The sequence below is a fragment of the Mesorhizobium sp. M0815 genome (assembly GCF_040319995.1).
GTDB lineage: Bacteria > Pseudomonadota > Alphaproteobacteria > Rhizobiales > Rhizobiaceae > Mesorhizobium.
In genome coordinates, this window is the sequence record NZ_JAMYOU010000032.1 from 21,544 (window position 1) to 39,465 (window position 17,922).

The 17,922-nt window shown below is 57.7% G+C and carries 13 protein-coding genes; 10 read left to right on the plus strand and 3 right to left on the minus strand.

What is annotated here, in order from left to right:
* Positions 1-645 precede the first annotated feature (645 nt).
* Together NKI01_RS26040 and NKI01_RS26045 are read left to right on the plus strand one after the other, a co-directional pair.
* Positions 646-1,788, plus strand: coding sequence for a hypothetical protein (locus tag NKI01_RS26040; protein ID WP_352884856.1), 1,143 nt, complete (start codon positions 646-648; stop codon positions 1,786-1,788).
* Positions 1,789-1,866: 78 nt separating this feature from the next.
* Positions 1,867-2,583 (plus strand): hypothetical protein, encoded by a 717-nt coding sequence (locus tag NKI01_RS26045; RefSeq protein WP_352965152.1) that lies wholly within the window; start codon positions 1,867-1,869, stop codon positions 2,581-2,583.
* 7 nt (positions 2,584-2,590) lie between these two features.
* Here NKI01_RS26045 and NKI01_RS26050 read toward each other — a convergent pair whose 3' ends face one another.
* A complete protein-coding gene (locus tag NKI01_RS26050) occupies positions 2,591-3,877 on the minus strand; it encodes a hypothetical protein (protein ID WP_352965154.1) in 1,287 nt (428 codons plus the stop codon).
* Between the two features lie 133 nt (positions 3,878-4,010).
* Here NKI01_RS26050 and NKI01_RS26055 point away from each other — a divergent pair, with 133 nt between their 5' ends.
* The 5 genes from NKI01_RS26055 to NKI01_RS26075 are packed head-to-tail and all read left to right on the plus strand — an operon-like array spanning position 4,011 to position 8,762.
* Positions 4,011-4,307 carry a hypothetical protein gene (locus tag NKI01_RS26055; RefSeq protein WP_352772514.1) on the plus strand — a complete coding sequence of 99 codons (297 nt, stop codon included), beginning with the start codon at positions 4,011-4,013 and terminating at the stop codon, positions 4,305-4,307.
* The gene (locus tag NKI01_RS26060) at positions 4,297-4,887 is read left to right on the plus strand and encodes a type II toxin-antitoxin system VapC family toxin (RefSeq protein WP_352884859.1); all 591 of its coding nucleotides are present in this window, start codon (positions 4,297-4,299) and stop codon (positions 4,885-4,887) included. The genes NKI01_RS26055 and NKI01_RS26060 overlap by 11 nt, the downstream gene beginning before the upstream one ends.
* Positions 4,884-6,263, plus strand: coding sequence for a hypothetical protein (locus tag NKI01_RS26065; protein ID WP_352508299.1), 1,380 nt, complete (start codon positions 4,884-4,886; stop codon positions 6,261-6,263). The genes NKI01_RS26060 and NKI01_RS26065 overlap by 4 nt, the downstream gene beginning before the upstream one ends.
* Entirely contained in the window at positions 6,253-7,914 is a 1,662-nt protein-coding gene (locus tag NKI01_RS26070; RefSeq protein ID WP_352508300.1) for an AAA family ATPase, read from the plus strand. Before NKI01_RS26065 ends, NKI01_RS26070 begins: the two co-directional genes overlap by 11 nt.
* Positions 7,915-7,958: 44 nt before the next feature.
* On the plus strand, positions 7,959-8,762 hold the full coding sequence (locus NKI01_RS26075) for an HNH endonuclease (RefSeq protein WP_352935546.1): 804 nt from the start codon (positions 7,959-7,961) through the stop codon (positions 8,760-8,762).
* Positions 8,763-9,384: 622 nt separating this feature from the next.
* Here NKI01_RS26075 and NKI01_RS26080 read toward each other — a convergent pair.
* Both NKI01_RS26080 and NKI01_RS26085 read right to left on the minus strand, forming a co-directional pair.
* Positions 9,385-11,994, minus strand: coding sequence for a DEAD/DEAH box helicase (locus NKI01_RS26080; protein ID WP_352965156.1), 2,610 nt, complete (start codon positions 11,992-11,994; stop codon positions 9,385-9,387).
* Positions 11,991-13,046 carry a HamA C-terminal domain-containing protein gene (locus NKI01_RS26085; protein ID WP_352508304.1) on the minus strand — a complete coding sequence of 352 codons (1,056 nt, stop codon included), beginning with the start codon at positions 13,044-13,046 and terminating at the stop codon, positions 11,991-11,993. The genes NKI01_RS26080 and NKI01_RS26085 overlap by 4 nt, the downstream gene beginning before the upstream one ends.
* A 253-nt stretch (positions 13,047-13,299) precedes the next feature.
* Between NKI01_RS26085 and NKI01_RS26090 the strand changes: the two genes are divergently transcribed.
* The 3 genes from NKI01_RS26090 to NKI01_RS26100 are packed head-to-tail and all read left to right on the plus strand — an operon-like array spanning position 13,300 to position 17,810.
* Positions 13,300-14,508, plus strand: coding sequence for a T6SS phospholipase effector Tle1-like catalytic domain-containing protein (locus NKI01_RS26090; RefSeq protein ID WP_352508305.1), 1,209 nt, complete (start codon positions 13,300-13,302; stop codon positions 14,506-14,508).
* Positions 14,509-14,556: 48 nt separating this feature from the next.
* Positions 14,557-16,491 carry a gluzincin family metallopeptidase gene (locus NKI01_RS26095; RefSeq protein WP_352965158.1) on the plus strand — a complete coding sequence of 645 codons (1,935 nt, stop codon included), beginning with the start codon at positions 14,557-14,559 and terminating at the stop codon, positions 16,489-16,491.
* On the plus strand, positions 16,473-17,810 hold the full coding sequence (locus NKI01_RS26100; RefSeq protein WP_352965160.1) for an MBL fold metallo-hydrolase: 1,338 nt from the start codon (positions 16,473-16,475) through the stop codon (positions 17,808-17,810). Before NKI01_RS26095 ends, NKI01_RS26100 begins: the two co-directional genes overlap by 19 nt.
* Positions 17,811-17,922: the final 112 nt, after the last annotated feature.

Genomic DNA, 17,922 nt, shown 5'->3' on the forward strand with positions numbered 1-17,922 from the left:
GGCTGGATTGCTTTGACGCGATCAGCGTGTCCAGCACTTCGGTAGAAGATGGCGACCCGAAGCGCCGGAAGTTTCGCTTTGTCCTATCGCAATCCGACCAGATTCAAGACTACGAAGAGAGCAAACTCGACGCCACGGCACCGGACACCGGGGTAATGGTCGAGTTTGATGGGCTCCGTGACAATGGCTATCGTGCCAAATTCCCGGGTCGCCCAGCGTACGTCTTTCAGCATTTCACGTCGCATTTCTTGCCGACCTTCATCGGGTCGCGCTCGCCTCGCATCACGGTGCACTGCGGTGACGAAACCCGCCACTATCCGGATGAGATCAATTCGATCATCTATCGTCGGGAGACCATCGAGGACATTCCAACCGCTGACTATGGGCCGCTCACACTCACGTTGATGGAGTGCGATAAGGTTGCGAGCGCGGATCTGCAGAGGTCGCACTTCGTCCATTTCATAGCGCACGACCGAACGGTTCATTCCCAAAAGATCGACGGCAAGCTCGGCCTAAAGTACTTTGGGGTAAACGAGGACCGGGTCTTTCACGCTGTGCTCACCGGCAAATTCCTGGACGACAACGTCAATCAGGATCGCACGAAGTTCCAGTTCGAGGACGCGATCCTCGATCGCATCGTGAGCGATGTCTGCACACCACACATCGAGAAGGTCCTGGCAGAACCGCTGCAAGCACTGCGCCAGGATCAGCGAACCAGGGTCAAGGCAATTACCGAATCCCTACCCATCTGTTGCATTCGGCGACGTCGATGAACTGCAAGAAAAGCTCCCTTCGGGGGAGCTAAACGATGATGCGATCTTCGGACATCTGTCGCGTGAGCGCTATCGCCGGGATCAGCGCCAAGCGGAGAAAATTCGCGCGGTGCTGGAGCGATTGAAGGAGCCGTCCGTCGATGTCAATTCGTTTGCGAGCGCAATCGAGGCCGCCGGCAAGGCAATCGAAGAGGCGGAGCAGAAGAGTCTCACCGAGTACATCGTTCGCCGAAAGGTCGTGCTCGATTTCATCGAGATCCTGCTGGAGAAGGTCCGCGACGATACGCGTGACAGCAGCTATCAGCGCGAAGACATTTTGCACTCGTTCATCTGTCCTCTGCGGGTCAACACCCTAGCCGATGGCGCCAGAAAGGTAGTGCCGGCGGCGTCGCACGACCTCTGGATCATCGATGAGCGATTGACCTTCGCCCAGTATTTCAGCTCGGATGAGGAATTCCAGAATCTCTCTGATGCAGTCGCCAGCGACGAGCGGCCGGATGTTCTGATTTTCGATCACGTACACGGCCTGCGCCAGACCGAGGATCCCTCGCGCGTGCTGCTCGTTGAGTTCAAGCGCCCGGGACGAACCAGCTATGCCGCGGACGAGAACCCCCAGCATCAGGTCGAGCGCTATGTGCGCCGGCTGCTTGAAGGGGGGAAGCTTGACGTCAAGGGGCGCCCCATAAAGCTGAAGGAGGACACGGTTTTCTATTGCTTCATAGTTGCCGACATCGTGGGCAAAATGGACGACTGGACCTATTCGTGGGACCGCACTGCCGACGGGAGAGGGCGCTACTACCAGCCCCGTTCGGGTTTTAAAGGGTCGATCGAGCTCATCGGGTGGGACACACTCCTCAGTGACGCCAGAGAGCGGAATCAGGCATTCTTCGATCGCGCCGGCATTTCTGGAAAGAGCTTCTTTGTGGAAACGCAGGAAACATCCCATCAGCGTCTTCGGGCCGAGGACGAACACGCTGCAAACGCGATCTCACTAGCTGACGCGGCAACGGTTTGATCGGCGTCTCTCCACCGTGCTGCCAGATAGCTCGAGTCCGATGAACGCTGCGGGATTTTGTGTTTGAGGGGAGACAAGATGGGCTTGATGAATCTCAGTGACCGCGAGAAACAGGCTATTGGAGCCATCGACAGCGGGGCGCTTCACGACCTGGTTGACCAGGCCATCAGGTCAGAGCAACTCGGAAAACTCAGCAATCTACCGCTCTACAACTGCGGAGAATACGTGGCCACCAAGCTCCGATACTTCGATCAAGCGCTTGCGGCATACAGGATCGCGAAATCTGCGAAGAAGCGGGAAGGAATTCTACATTCTATTCGTAAAGCCGGCAGTGATCTGACTTTTGCATTCGGTCAGATGAAGCAGCGCTTGGAGGTCGAGGAACGCGAAAGCCAGTTGTTCTTCATCTACGATCCGACGATTGCTCCGTTTCGTCTGACCCAGGACATGCAGGTTCGTGTCAGCTACAAGTGGCGCCGAACGATCGAGGATGAGTGGACTTCCGGTTCCATCATCTTCAAACACAAGGTCCAGCCCCGTTTCGACTATCATACGATCGCTCAGCCCAAGTCTAAGCGCAAGCCGAGCGCCAGGGAAGCTTGCGGAGGACCGCGAGACCGACCTGCTACGCGAATGGGAGCACCTCGAGCAGCTGGCTCATTGGTCAGTGGCGACTATTTTCGGGCGGGTCATGACAGGGGGGGTATCCCCGGTGAGTTTGAGGTCAGGCTCGGTGACGGTGACCACCTGAACAATTTCAGCGCTGATTTCTGGGGGCGCAAAGCCAACACTTGAAGCTTAGTCAGCTCTCCATGGCCTTTTCTGCCGCAAATTTGCCAGCTCTCCACGTGTTGTGGACGAGCCAGTCTTCGGCAAGAAAGAACTCTCCACCCAGCACCTCAGCCCCCTCGGTCACGAGGCGCCGCTTCATTGCATCCTCGCCTACGATCGCCGTCTTGGCGTTAGAATACGGTGCGGCATCTGGGACGGGATGAGGGTACTTTATCACCCACTTGAATTGCCCCTGTGGGTATGCACTTTGGATCTGGTCGCGACGGGCCGCGGGGCTGCGGGAGAAACCGACCTTAATGATGGCGCGGCCATCAACGTCGGCGGGTGAACGCCCGAGATAGGCCGATGTATCGCCGCTGAGCTCCAATATGTAGAGATGCTTGGGGCCATCGGTTTCGCCAACCCAGTACGGTTCGGTCGCGGGTGGGATCGCGCGACTTGGCGACAAAGCGGACTCGAGCGTCTGGATTGTGCCGTTGACGCGGCTCCCTTGGCCATAGACGGGCACCTCATAGACATCGAGTTGCATGAGATGCTCGGCTTCAACTGCGTCAACCTGGACACCACTAGATCCGATGTATTCGGCGTGCGCGCTCGCATACGCGGCTGGAAACAACTGCTCGACAGGTTTCCAATCCTCCTGGACGATCCGCCATGCGCGGGTTGCCTGCACGGCGAACAGCCATTTGCCTCTCGAGGCAGGGTCCATTTCCTTCTCGGCCCAGCGGTCGCCGGCGATGAACTGACTGGCATGGCCGGCGTTGTGGGAAACCTCGAGGAGGCCCACGACCTTGCCCCGCATCTCCTCGGGCCCCTTGCCCTTGGTGACGTAGATCGCCACCAATGCATTGGGAGTGGATAATCTCAGATAGCGGTTGCGCTTGGCCTCGTCGGCAAAGCCGATGCAGCCCCAACTCGCGGGGTCAAACCCCCAAAAAGAGGTCAGCCAAATATCACGGCCGCTCGGAAGTCTGTCGACGTCAGGAGCCAGGTCTGGAATCGATCGCCAGTCGAAGGCGAAGACCTCACGTTGTGCGGCATCGATGTCGATATCGCCCAAGGCTCCGCGGATATACGCCATGGCGTCAGGCTCCGGATGCCTCTCGCCGCGCTTGACTAGCGTCGTGAGCGGCGGCAGTCCGCGATCATGCAAAGCGTGCAGGACGACCTCCAGATTCTTGCCCAGACCGCGACCTGTCGGATGGTTCCAACCGACGGCGTCCCCCACCTGCTGATATGTCGCACGCGTTTGCCGCACCGCTTTTTCCGCAAGGAAGCGTGCAATTTCGGCTTGCATAGAATCCATCGATCCCCCAATCGATCACTATGGTAAGTGTGCTTCAGGTGCCTACGTCCCGACGGCCAGCGGCTACTAAGCCTTGCCTATGCGTTCAACGCAATCTATATTCTGTTCAACACAGGAGGTTCTCATGGCTGCGCAGACACGGACGGCTGCAGAAAGCGAAGCAACGGTCGCATCGACCCGCAATAAGCTTGTACTCGAGCAAGCGAAAGCCGCCGGACTGCTCGGCGCGGCGAAGAATACCCGTCTTTCGGGGCGAGTGCCTTCGGAGTTGATCGAGGCGGCCAAGAAGCGCGCTCATGTCACCTCGGACACGGAGCTGTTGGAACTGGCGCTGTCGCGCCTGGCCCTCGAAGATGACTTTGGCGCCCGCCTGGTCGGACGTAAGGGCAGCATCCCGGCGGACATAGATCTTGGGGTTTGATCTTTCCGAAACCCTCCGATCGCTAAAGCCCCAAAAGCACAACGGAACGCTGAAGCGCAGGGCCGACGACGATCTCCCATGGGTTGCTGACGAACCTGCGATCGGGGGACCGCTGTTTCTGGATACGAGCGTCTATCTGGATGTCCTGCAGGGACGAGCACCGGTTGAAGTCGATACGCTGCTTACCTATCGCCGATGCCACCATTCCGCGGTCTGCCTTTCTGAGCTGACCCACGCCTTTGGCCGGCTCGACCCAAAGCATGCCTCCACAAAAGCTGTCCTCGAGACAATCAAAGCCACGGTGGAGGACATTCCGGACCACCGTCTTCATGACCCGGATGCAGCGATGTGGGGACAGGCCGGTGTGTTGGCTGGCTTGCTCTGCCGGCTGAGCAATCTGCCCAAGGGGGAGGGGCACGAGCGCCGCTTCGTAAATGACGCCCTCGTATTCCTGCAGGCGCGTCAGTTGGGGGCGGGCGTGCTGACCGGCAACGTCCGCGATTTTGATTTCCTTACCCAGATTCTGCCGACCGGACGGATCATTCTCTATCGAGCTCCGCCGGGACCGCAGACATCATGAACGTCACGGTCGGCCCTCCTGTCGATATTCTCCACGAACTGGAACAGCTGGGTCGGGCGCCGGCGACTGACGTTAATCACCTGCAGAACACTCCGGCGTTTCTGCGTTTTGCGGAGTTATGTCAAACTCGATACCCCCAGATTAGATCTGGCTCCATGCTGCGACTTTCGCTTGCCTCAGCATTGCGGCAGCTCGGCTTGGCCTGTCTCGTCGGTGGCCAGGGTTCTGGGTTGGCAGCGAGTGCGGCCGAAATATCGGATGGCCTCGACAAAGCCATCCGGAGCACGGCATCGAGGCGACTGCACCTGTGCCCGCTCGATCTGGCATCGCGCCTTCCGACGATCTCCTTCGGTCCAAATCAGGTGCGGTGCTTTTCGGCGACGGAGCTTGAGGAGCTTTTCGACGTTTTGCGTCTTCATCGGGCGAACCAGAACTGGTCGTTCGATAGCAAACGCTTCTCCGAGTTCAATTGGCTCGTCGTCGACGAGAAGGTTTCCCACGACGACATGGGTCCCGACGGGAGAACACTGCCCGGCCTGTTCGTGAATCTTAGCCAGGATTTTGGACGAATCGAACCGCACAAAACTAGCCTCCCTTCATCTGTCGAAGCTGCGCTTTTTGGACTCCTCACAATCCCCTGGGAGCAGATCGCTGAATACAAGGACATGGAATGGCGTGGTTTTAGAGTTCCTTGGGTCTACACCGTCGACTCTGACGTGTTTGCTCGTCGGGTTCCGCCACCTTCTCCAGACAGCCTGAGCTGGGAGCCTGCATGGCAGTTCGATGTCAATGGCGACGAGCATGAATATGAAGCGCCGGTCGCCTATCCGCTAAATGATGACAGCGACAGCGCAATTACCTGGCTGACCGACGACGCGTGGAGTGACATTGTAGCGGCGCGCCGGACGACGTTGTTCGACCGTCCTGTTGCGCACTTCTTTGTCCGTGGATTTCAATCAGAAGCCATCGACGAGTTTCTTGCCCATATTTCAACGATCGAGGCGGCGCTCGGCTTGCCTTTGGACCATGACCCACGCGCCCGAAAAAAGATCGAAGGAAAGAATCCCGGCGCGACGCGCCGGGCCACGCTTCGCATTTCCGGACTGCTCAACGATGGTTCGTTTGGGAACGCCTATTCCAAGCTTTTCGGGCTTAGGAGCGATTTCCTACACGGGAGGCCGATGGCGGACATATCCGGGAACGATAGACGAAGTGCCAGAGAACTCGCTCGCAAGGTGGTGTGCGGGCTTATTGGCGCCGTATCGTCGGATCCGATGGTGAACCGCGAACAACTCCTTGATGGCTTCCTGGATAGGGGGAGCCAGCTAAGCCAGCACGGCGGACCGCCCGCAAGTGAGGCTGCCCATGGCCATTAGCGTCTTGCCCCCGAGCCGCCAGGGCGTGCAGAGTTTTGCAACAAAGTTCGCGCTGCAGCAGGACAGATGGAACGATTTTTCCTTCATGACGCTGTATCACCTCTACTATCAGGTCGAGGGAAGCCCTCCTACTTTGATCGGGCCGGTCAAGATTCTACGGCGAGGCCAAACCACGCAAGACGGCATCCTGATCACCGAACCATTCGACCGGCTTCCGCCTGACTTCGGCTCTGTTGGCAGCTCACTCGACTATTACCAGCGGCTCAATGAGATTGCTGGGGAGGACCGAGATGAGATTCTGGGCTCGTTGAACGACGTCGTTGCCAACTCGCAACTAGAGCCGCTATTCAGCCAGGAGGAAGGCTGGCGAATATCTCTGTTCCGCGACAATCCGGAACCCGAGGGCTTCCTTTCCGATGCTAGACAGATTCACTCTCGCAATGCCAGCGAGGTTCCAGACCTCCATCTGTCGTTCACATTCCATCCGGCCGGATGGGCGGCGCCGATCCAGCTCTATTTCGATGCGCCGAGCCCACTGTTTTATTTCGGCCCGACACGCGAACTTGGCCCCAGCAAGCGCAAGGTCTTGCTCCCACGGCGAGTGATGGTGCTGATTGGACGCAACGGATCGGGCAAGAGCACCTTCCTATCGCGCATCGCACGGGTCGCGTTTGCGTCGCCATCGGACAGAACGTGGCCTCAGTTGACCGCCGTCGGCGTGTTCGATCCACCGTCAATTGGCTTCATGCGCATTATCGCGGTTTCGTACAGCGCGTTCGAGAACTTCTCCGTGCCCGGGTTGTATGAGACTGAGCTCGAGCAGATCGCATCGGACATGGAGAGGGGAGGCGGTCGCTACGTCTACGCCGGCCTTCGCGACGTCGTTGCCGAAGTGCGAGAGCAATTGTCATCCGCACGGGCCAAGCCGACGGACGTGGATGAAAGAACTGTCCTGGACATCGAGGATCGACGATCGAGTACGAAACTGAAGTCGCTCGAGCAGCTCGCTGACGAGTTTGTTCGCCTAATCGGGCAGATCGCGGAGCATGGAGATGATGCGCTGTTCGATGCTGCTCTTGCGCTGGTGCTCGCCGACGCCTCGTTTGCCGATGTTGCCGGGACGGATCGACAGGCTCTGCTTGGTGCCAATCCCCGTTCAAGCTTTCTCGGATGGAGCACAGGCCACAAAATCACGATGCATGCGATCGCCTCGCTGGTGGCACATACGACGAGAAAATCCCTCGTGCTCTTCGACGAGCCTGAGACACACCTTCATCCCCCGCTCATTGCAGCGGTCATGCACGCCTTGAGATTGGTACTGGAAGAAAAGAACGCGTTCGCAATCGTGGCAACGCATTCACCGGTGATCCTCCAGGAGACGTTGGCACTGCACGTGAGGGTCATAAGGCGGATCGGATCGGAATTTGAGGTCTTTATCCCGCCACGAGAGACATTCGGCGAGAACGTGGGAACCTTAACCCACGATACCTTCGGTCTGACTTCTGCCGCGACAGACTTTCATGGGATTCTTGATCTACTCATTCAGGCACACAATACAATCGAGGACGTGAACCAGCATTTTCGGCCGGGCCTTAGCGGGCAGGCGCTCGCATACGTGCTTGCGGGCCTCGCCCGGAAGGCTCGCCAGTGAGAACCCTGCCATGTCCTTCTCGCGAGGAGGCGCAAGCCTACCTCGTGCGCGCTATCGAGACCTACGTTCACGCCGGTATTGCGAAAGGCTATGCTGCGACCCAAGCTGAGATCGACAGCGTGATTGCCATCTACGACGCTTATGACGCGGGTTTGGGGGGCCCCGCGGAAATCCTAAAGGGCGGCGCGCTTCTTCAGCAGTTTCGCGACGCGATCTATAGCGGGTATGACTTCACCCAAGCGGGTGGCAAGTTAGCGTCGGTTCGAGCGTCGCTAATGGCAGGAATTGAGCTGTGCCCGATATGTGGAATTGCACCGCCGCGCCAACTGGATCACCATCTTCCGCGGTCAGATTACCATCCGTTGGCTGTTTATCCTCGCAATTTGGTGCCCCTTTGCCAAGAGTGTAATCAGTCGAAGAGCAAATCGGCTGCCCTAGAGCCTGCCCAGCAGTTCTTTCACCCCTATTTCGAAGCGGTTCCGGATACGTCATTCTTGCGAGCCGGCGTCACAATTGAAGGGGGCGGCCTGGTTGCTACGTTTGACATTGATCCAGCCGCTCCAATCGAAGCGCTAGTTAGCTCGCGCCTCTCATTTGTCTTGCAGCGCCTGAAACTCAACGAACGCTATGCGCGGGAGATCAATATCTATCTGACCAGTCAGGCGACCGCAGTTAGAATCCTGTTTGATAGTGCTGGCGCTGAGGGTGTCCGCAGCTATCTTCTTGCACAGGCAGATGTGGAGAGCCGAGAGTTTCACCTCAATCACTGGCGGCCCGTTCTGCTCCGAGCACTTGCAGCCCATGTCGGGTTCTGCGGTGGGGAATTTGCAGAGGTATTGCCAGCTTGATCCAAACAGTTCCCTTTTCGATCATGTCCGGCTTCCCGCGACGGCTGACCAGATCAGTTAGCTCACGTGCCACCCGGCGATCGGAGATCGAGCGAACACTTCGGCTTCTGACGGCCGCAACGGCGAGGTCGGAGCGTGGCGCTTCTCTACCGTCCGACTGGAACGACTTGGTGGTGTAAGATCAACGGGCGCAGTTCACCTCTCCTGTGATAGGTCTCTCGGCAATTGCTGTCATACGGCCGATTGGAAGATTGCTTCATCTCGCCCGGCGCATCCATGTCTAGGTCCGCGAGACGCGTTCCGATTGCAGCCGTGATCGCAGCGAATGCCGAAGCGAAGTTGCCATCAAATACGTATCCGAGCATACCGCCATGCTTGACGCGCTTGCCATACTGGCCCGTATGAATCGCATCATTCCCCGGGTGACTGCCAACCTTAAGCCTTAAGCCACACCTTCCCTCATAGGCACAGGAGCCGCCCCGGCACTTCTTGACGGGTGGCCCAGACAGGCCCCGGTGGCGGTAAGCGTCGAATTCCGATACGCCCGTTTCTGGCCTCTGCAATGAGACCGCCAGGCAAGTTGGATGAGGGGCTGACAAGGCCTTTGGCCAAATAAGGCTGCCTAAGCGAAATTCTCCAATTCTATCAGCCCCAAGCTGAGCATCTCGTCGACGATCACCGAACTGATTTGGAGTTGAGTCACGTCTAGTTTGCGCAACCAGTCCCGCGCGTGCTGGACGCTCAAATCGGAGTTTGGGAAATGAGGCTCAAGCGCAGCGGCAGCGATCCGCGAAAGTCCAAGTTCCATGAAAGACCAACCAGACCTCGTACATACACCGAGCTCAAGCGCCAGTGAGAAGTCAAAGATTTCTCTGATCCGCGCTTCGAATCCGCAGTGCCGCAATGCCAAGGCCAGGACATCAATGTAGGCTTTTCCGAGTTGCACATACCGGAAGCGGATGACGTCCTCAATGAGGTCGAACTCCTTACGGATCACATCATTGATGTCGATCGGTTTCGGCCGACGTTTGCGTGACTTCGCATTCGATGCAATTTCATCCTCATAGGCCTTGATCTTTTTCGCAAGGGTTCGCTCTTCGCGCCGGATAGCGTCGGCAAGAAGAACGGGGTAGGGCGTGCCCTGCATCCATTTGACCGCGACGCCGGCGACCAATGCGGGGAACCTGCTGGCGGACAGATTCACCAGCCTCTGTGCACGCATGAAAATCGACTCATACGCTTTACGCGCCGGTAGATAGTCGTGCGGGTTGACTGGGATCAATCCGTCGATTTCGCCGGCTACGATCTTGCTGACCAATTCATTGAACAGGCGTTTCAACCCGAAAGGATCTACGGTCCAGTTTGTGGACAGCAGCGTCGCGGGCAGGCCGATCCCATCGCTCGCAGCTTGGGCCGCGACGACTAGGGCGTCGCGATCTTTTGCCGCGAACGAGGACAGGGATCGTGACGCAAAAAGAGCCACGTCGCCTCTGGCGGCTCTTGCTATGAGCAGGCCCGCAGCGGCGCGAACCTTCCCCGCCACCTCATCGCCAGGTACCATCCTTGGCAGTTCGCCGGCCAGAGCTTGTAGTATGGCGGATCCATGGTCGGCGGCGGCCTTTCCGAATGCAGGTTCGATCCGGTAGCCGACGAAGCTGTTCATCGGCTTATCCGGCCACTCGTCGTAGTCAACGAGAAAAACATTTCCAACGATGTCGGCCTTCATCCGACCTGCGCGTCCCGCAAAATTCCATAGAGCTGCCGGATCCAGCCGCGAGTTAGTCCCCCGCGTAGGCGTGTCGATGAAAACGTTGCGGGCGGGAAGGTTTACGCCTTGAAAAAGGGTCGTGGTACAAGCAAGGAATTTCAGCGCGCCGGACTTGAAGGCACTCTCAATAGACTCCCGCAGCAGCGTGGGCATCTTACCGTAGTGAAAGGCTACGCCACGCCGGACCAAGGCGGCGAGAGCATATCGGGGATGGATGTGCTTTTCAATGAACTGCGCCAAATCTTGGAGCACCTTATCGCCGCTATCTCGGCAATCTTGGTGTAGCTGTAGTGCGACTGTTTCGGCGTCCTTGGGTCCCGTCGCATACACCAGAGAACCGCCTGTGCGTCCGAGCTCCAGCGCGACCGCTGCGAGACGGCTGGCGGGGTGGTCAAACCCTCGATGGCTCTGAACCACGCCTAACGATGTCGAGCCAAGAGCGGTTAGGAGTCGCAGACTGAGGGTCCTCGGCTCGGCCGCCCGGCTCACGAGGATGCGGTTCTGTATGACGGACGGCAGAAGCGAAACAGATGCTTTCAGTCCCTTCAGGCCGATGGAATCGGCGACGGTTTCGAAACCTTCCGCACCCGGCGCCAACAGGACCAGACGAGTGTCAGCCCGTCGGGCAATTGCCTGTTCGAGGCATTCCTGCAGGATCATTCCCCGGGCGCCGTCCGAAAAATTCTGCGCCTCATCGACGATCACCAAGTCGAAATCTATAGTTGAGACCGCCAGCAGAACTTGCAATCTTTCCTGGGTCAGAACGAATATTTGACGCTCGGGGGCCGCAGGGTCGATCGTTGGCACCGTCGAAACGCGAATGCCGACTTCATCGTTTAGCCGGCGCTGGATCGAGGCATAGACTTCCGAGAGAAGCGCACGTGTGGGCGCGACATAGACCGCCCGGAAGATGGCGGACCGTTCTGCGGTCCTGCAAAGGTGCTCGATGACTAGAAAGGACTTACCGGCCGATGTCGGCGCGGAAATAGCCAGCGCCGTATCCTGGCCAAGCCGATCCCAAGCACGTTTCTGGAAATCGGTAAGGGCAATTCGCTCGCTGCCGACGTCGATGCCATTTACCTCGCGTGAGATCGCCGCCCGTAGGGCCTGCCGAATTGTGGCGACTGGCTCATGCCGGGCTTCCGCGTACGTTAGGGCGGGGAAATTGCCTAGATCGGTCAAAAGGCGAAGGCTGGCGTCCACTGGAATGTCGTCGCGACCGATAAGAAGGGCGCCCAACGAGATCGCCTGGGCAAGCGCCCGCAGGGTCTCGTCGTCGGTCTGGGCGAACACCCCGGCGCAGTACATCAGGCGTAGTACATCCTGCCGATCCATTCCGCCACGGCGCGACTCTATCGTGTGGGGAAGTGTGGCAAAGGCGGCTTCCGCCTGAAGACGGTCGAAGTCGGATCGGAAGGCCTGGTGGGTCTCAAGCCGACGGGAAAGGTCCAGGGCGAAGGTCATGCGTCGGTGCTCTCGACCGGCGCGACGACGTCGAGATCCTCCGCCGACCCGGGTGCGTTCTCCTCCTCATCTTCAGACGCGGCTGGAATATCTTCGTGAGGAGGCTCCACTCCCATCGCCCGGTAAAAGGCTTTGCGAAGCACATTGACGTCCGGAACCGCCACAAGGAACAAAAGGGTCTTCGCGGTGTCAGCTCCTGACGCCTTGATATGCTTATTCGCCGCGCTGCGATGCCGTTTGTGATCTGTTCGGTAGAGGCCCGCGAAATGCTCCTCGTGCGCGTCCACGGGACCATCGGAGACGGGCAATTTGGCATTGAACCGGCGTTCGGAATAGCAGATCACTCCGACAGAACGTTCGCGTCTCGGTAGATCGGGTTTGCCGACGATGTCGAAGAAATCGAGCGCCGCTTCTCGGGCCGCGCCCTCCAGAGAGTCCAAATGCCCAAGGTCCGATACTAATTCATATTCGCGAAGGTACTGTTTCCGGTTGGCGAGAAATCCCGCGGCGGATTTGGCATAGTCCTTAAGGCCGGCGTTGGCGCTCCCGGCGAGCTTCGATTCCAGGAAAAAGATTGTCAGGGCGTCGCCTTCAAAAGTTGCGTGGATCCCGTCTAGGCCGTGGACCGGCATATTAGCGGAGGTTTTGAGCGCCATCTTTGCCGCGACCTGTGCCGCTGAAAGATGATGCTGAACGACGCAATAGGCGAGCACCTCGCCCAGTTCGCTAGCGCGCGACGGGCTGGTGGCGTTGAAGGTGATGAAGACGTCCCGCACGGCCTGATGCACCCGGGCGATCAATGTGAAATCCTTCTCGATCGCCGCCGTGTACTCGAGCCGCCGCTTTCGCGGCAGGGCATAGTACATGCACTGGCCCCACAGAAACTCCGCAAGGGCATCGATCTGCGGTTCGTCTTCGTTGAAACGCACATGAAGTAGTGCAGTCCGTGGCCCGTCGCCCTCGCATGGCGCGTCGTGCGCGACGGCGCAGGCGACATGCGCGCCTAACTTCGATGGATTGAGGAGGCTAGAGATCGCCTTTTGGATGTTCATGCCGGTGTTGCTGTCCAGGAAATAACTTGCACGCAGTGATTCGGATTACAGAATTCTAAAGGAGCGCAACAATTATCGCACTTCTATTCGCGATATGCTTCCGACCTGAGGCCTGTATTCGCAGGAAATGCGAGCCCCAAACGGAGTTTAGACTGCTTCGGGGAGGGCCCGACTCGAAAAACCGTGCTAGATGAAAGAAGTTCGAAGTCGTCCAGTTTAGTCTAGATACATCAGTGCGGGAGCGTAAAACAAGGTGGGGAAAAACATTGTCGTCTGCTGCGACGGTACGGGCAACCAGATCGAGCGCAATCTCTCGAACGTTTTGAAACTGTTCCGCATCCTGAAGAAGAATGAGGAACAGCGCGTCTATTACGACGCTGGCGTAGGCACGATCGGCGCCAGCAACGCATGGGCCCGTTGGCGGCAAAACACCAAATCGGTGTTTGAACTGGCCACGGGATATGGGCTCGACGCTGAAATCGCGGGCGCCTACGCATTCATCTGCCGGCACTACGTCGAAGGGGACGCAATTTTCCTCTTTGGCTTCAGCCGCGGTGCCTACACAGTCCGCGCCGTTGGGGGCCTGATCCACATGATCGGCCTGCTGCAGCCGGATCAGCTTAACATCGTTCGATATGCTGTAAGCTCCTATAAGCAGGCCAGCGACGAGAACGACCTAAACGTCGCCTGGCACTTCTCCAAAGTCTCTGGAGCCCGAGACGCTCGTATCAAATTTCTTGGTGTCTGGGATACGGTTGCGTCGGTCATCGTGCCGCGAAGGGACCGACTTCTGCCCCAGCTCCAGACACTGCCACATACAAGGACCAACCCGAGCGTCGAGGTCTTTCGCCACGCGATTGCGATCGATGAGCATCGTCGCATGTTCCGGCTGAACCGGTGGGTCGAACCACAGCCGTTTGTCGAAGATCCTTTCGACAAAACTGCGCCAGCAAAAGAGCAAGATATCAGGCAAGTCTGGTTCGCCGGGTGTCATTCGGATGTTGGTGGTGGCTATCCTGAAGAGGACGGCGCTATCTCTAAGTTTCCGCTCGACTGGATGATTGATGAAGCCACGGCGTTTGGACTGCAGATCAACTCTCGGATGCGGGAGCGCCTCGTCTTCGGAACAGGGGAGGGCGAGGGGAAGATGAACTTCGTGGGCCCGAATCCACTTGGGGCCGTGCACGATTCAGTGACGTGGGGCTGGAAGCCGCTCGAGTGGATTCCAAAATCGGTCAAATTGCGTGAATGGAAGCGAAAATCCGCCCTCGGTTTCTATCTTCCGCAGGCCGAGCCTCGCATGATCGAGAAACAGGAGCCGCGGCCGTTTGTTCATCAGTCGGTTCTGGATCGGAAGGCAGCCATCTTGGGATATAAGCCAGAGAATTTTCCAACGGCGTTCGATGTTGAGCCTTATGGTGACCTTATGAAAGATCGCCTGGCAAAAGAAGCCGGCAGTTAGGGTAGAGAGTCGTAACGTCTCCAAGTTCACGATTGCAGGGGGATGCAGATGGCGAAAAAGAGCAGTCCCGTTAAGAAGGGTGAAAAGGCTGTCGCGGTGGCCCTGTCACCTGCTGAGACGCGAGACGTCTACGCCTCTCGACGGTTCCTGGATGGGGTGACGCAGAAGAAGCTCGGCCTCAAGGTCCGCTTCGACACATATTACAAGGACCCCCTTGTCGCGAAGAATAATCCCGGCCTGGAAATCGATGACGATTTTTATGTGCCTTGGGAGCCACGCATTGGCGACGGCCCCACAAGTGCGAGGTTCGCTATTGTCGATTACGACAGCACCAGAAATACGTTGGAAGAACCGGCCAAATGGAGCGTCGGCGAGAAGGTTTTTCTCGATCCGAAGGGGCGTAGGATCGATCGAGCGTTAAAAGAAACCGCTCACTTCCGCCAGGTCAGCACTTGGGCAATTCTGCAAAGCACACTTGATTTCTTCGAGAGCCCAAGCGGCCTCGGCCGGCGCATCTCTTGGGCGTTCGAAGGCAATCGGCTTCTGGTCACGCCAAATGCCGGTTACGGCGCAAATGCCTATTATGATCGCCAGAGCAAATCGCTCCAGTTCTACTATTTTGACGACGACAACGGTCAGCGTATTCACACCTGCTTGTCCAGCGATATCGTCAATCACGAGTTTGGTCATGCACTGCTGGATGGCATTCGGCCTTATCTTCTGGAAGCGGTCTCACCACAGACAGGTGCCTTTCACGAATTCCTGGGGGACTTGACCGCAATCTTGATGACGCTGCGGAACAATTCGTTCCGTAAGGAGCTTGCGGCCAGGACCAAGGGCCACTTGAAGACGAAATCCGGTGACGAACTCATCGCATCTGTCGCCACAGAGTTCGGCAACGCCGTGTCAGGACAACCATACCTTCGTAGTGCGGGTAACGAGCATTTTCTGGGCGAATACAAGGATGAGATCGAACCTCACGCGCTCTCGGAGGTGATGACCGGAGCGATGTTCGACATCTTCGTTGCCTTGACCGAGCAATATCTCAAACGAGAGCGCAGCGACGGGGAGACACACACTCCGGCTCAATCGCTACAATATGCGGTCGCTCAGATGCAGATAATTGCCATCCAGGCGCTTGATCTTTTGCCGCCAGTCGAGGTTACGTTCAACGACTACGCGCGCGCTGTCTTGCGCAACCTCGCGATCGCAAACCCAACTGATCCCACCAACTATCGCGAGATGATCGCGGACATTTTCGTCCACCGCGAGATCATGACCGCAGAGGAGAGAACCGACCTACTGGTGCGCGCGCCCTTGTACGATCGGATGCCAGGAACAATTTCGCACGACCCGGAGCTTATCGGGAGTTCGCGTGCAGCGGCCTATCGCTATCTCGATGACAACCGCGACAAGCTCTTCATTCCCGACCATGTCGACATCATGGTCGATGAGGTCTTCACCTCCGAGAAGATGGTCGGTCCAGGCCTCTTCCAGCCCAAACAGATCATCCTCCAATATCTGTGGCGCGAGAACTTGGCGTTAGCGGGCACGCAGTTTGGCTCCTTTAGTGGCAAGACGACCAGCCTGCTCTGTGGCGGGACGATGGTCTTCGACGTCAATGGCAGCCTGCTTTATTGGGCGCGCAAGCCAGGCAGCGAACCCTTTGCCACCGCAAGCGTGGCGATGGAGAAGATAAAATCGCGCAAAAAACTCTTTGGCACCGAGCAGGTAGCCTTGGCTGAACTCGAGGCTGGCAAGCAGCGCAGGCAGGAGTATCTCGATGCACTTGCCAGACGCATCGAGGAGGGGATGGTTGGTGAAGAACTTGCCGGCCCCGAAGGTCTTGTTGGAAGCCTTACACCGCCACTGATCGCGCGCGAAGTTGACGGCTCAGTTCGGTTTGAGCTCTCGCCGCACCTTCATGTTTACGATGCCGATGATTCCAGCCTGGGAGCGCTTAGATGGCAAATGAGCTCCTGATCCGCCTTTATGATGTCGGTCTGGGCGACTGCATCTATGTTCGCATCCCCGGCAAAACCGACAAGAAGGAAGATGCATTCCATATGCTGATCGACTGCGGCACCTGGAGCGAAGGGAAGCTTCTTGCCGCAGCGATGAAACAGCTCGAGAGCGAGTTGCCAGACGCACAGGACGGAAAAAAGCGGCTCGATCTTGTCGTTGTCACGCACGAGCACAAGGATCACATAGCGGGCTTCGATCCCAAGCTATTCGAGAACATGAAGGTCGGCGCGGTTTGGATGAACTGCGCCATGGATCCCAAACATCCGCAGGCGGGAAAGACCCGAAAAATTAGAGGGGTCGCTGAGCAGGCCATGCGGGGGCTTGCCGCGCTTGGGCCGAGTCTGAGCCCTCGCGCAAGCGAGCTCTTGTCAGTTTTCCAGATTGACAACAAAGGCGCCATGCAGACCTTGCGCAAGACGCTGCTCGATGGCGGAGAGCCGACCTATGTGCATGGCGGCGAAACCAACGAAACACATGGCATTGAACTCCATAAAGCGAAAATCAACATCCTTGGCCCGGAGGCTGATTTCGATCGTTATTATCTCGGCGCGACCGCTCAGCGAACATTGAAGGGCGTGCTGGGAGCGGCCGCGTTCGACGCGGAAAAAGAGTTTGATGCCACTGCAAAAGCGCAAGAGCCGCCTTTGCCCCGCAATATCAGCCCGGCCTCTTTTCGCGCCCTTCGTGCCCGCATGCAGTCGAACGCTTTGGCATTCGCGGAACTGGATGGCACTTTGAAAAACAATTCCAGCATCGTTCTGCTGATCGAATGGAACAAGAAGCGCCTGCTGTTTATCGGGGACGCCGAATGGCACGGCGACTTCAAAGAGGGCAAGATGAATGGCTCATGGAACGTGATGTGGAACGAGCGCCGAGATCTGCTCGGCAAAACAGTCGACTTCCTCAAGATCGGCCATCATGGCAGTGAAAACAGCACACCCTGGGACATGGGCAAAGGAAAGCCCAGCGAAGCGACTGCGATCCTGGATGCAATCCTGCCGGTACCGGCGGCCGGCCAGCAGTCGAAAGCGACAGCGGTCGTGTCGACCGAACGAGGGAAATACCGCACGATTCCGCGTGGCCTGTTAATGACGGAAATTGCTCGGCGGGTTGGCGATACCCGAATTTACAAGCCTGATCTCGAACACTTCAAACCGAAGGATCCCGCGGACTTTGAGACCTATGAGAGGGAATGGCTGGATAAAGCTCAGCCATTACGCACTGACTTCGAGCGGATTAGGGAAGGAAAGGGCTTTATCGACGTGGTTTTGAGCTGACAATTACGGCGTGCACGCTGGTCAATTTTGTCAGCTATTGCACATGAACATAGGACATTTCGGTACCCATTGGCAGCTTCGCGCGTGAACTCGACTGAAGCCGATGTGCCGG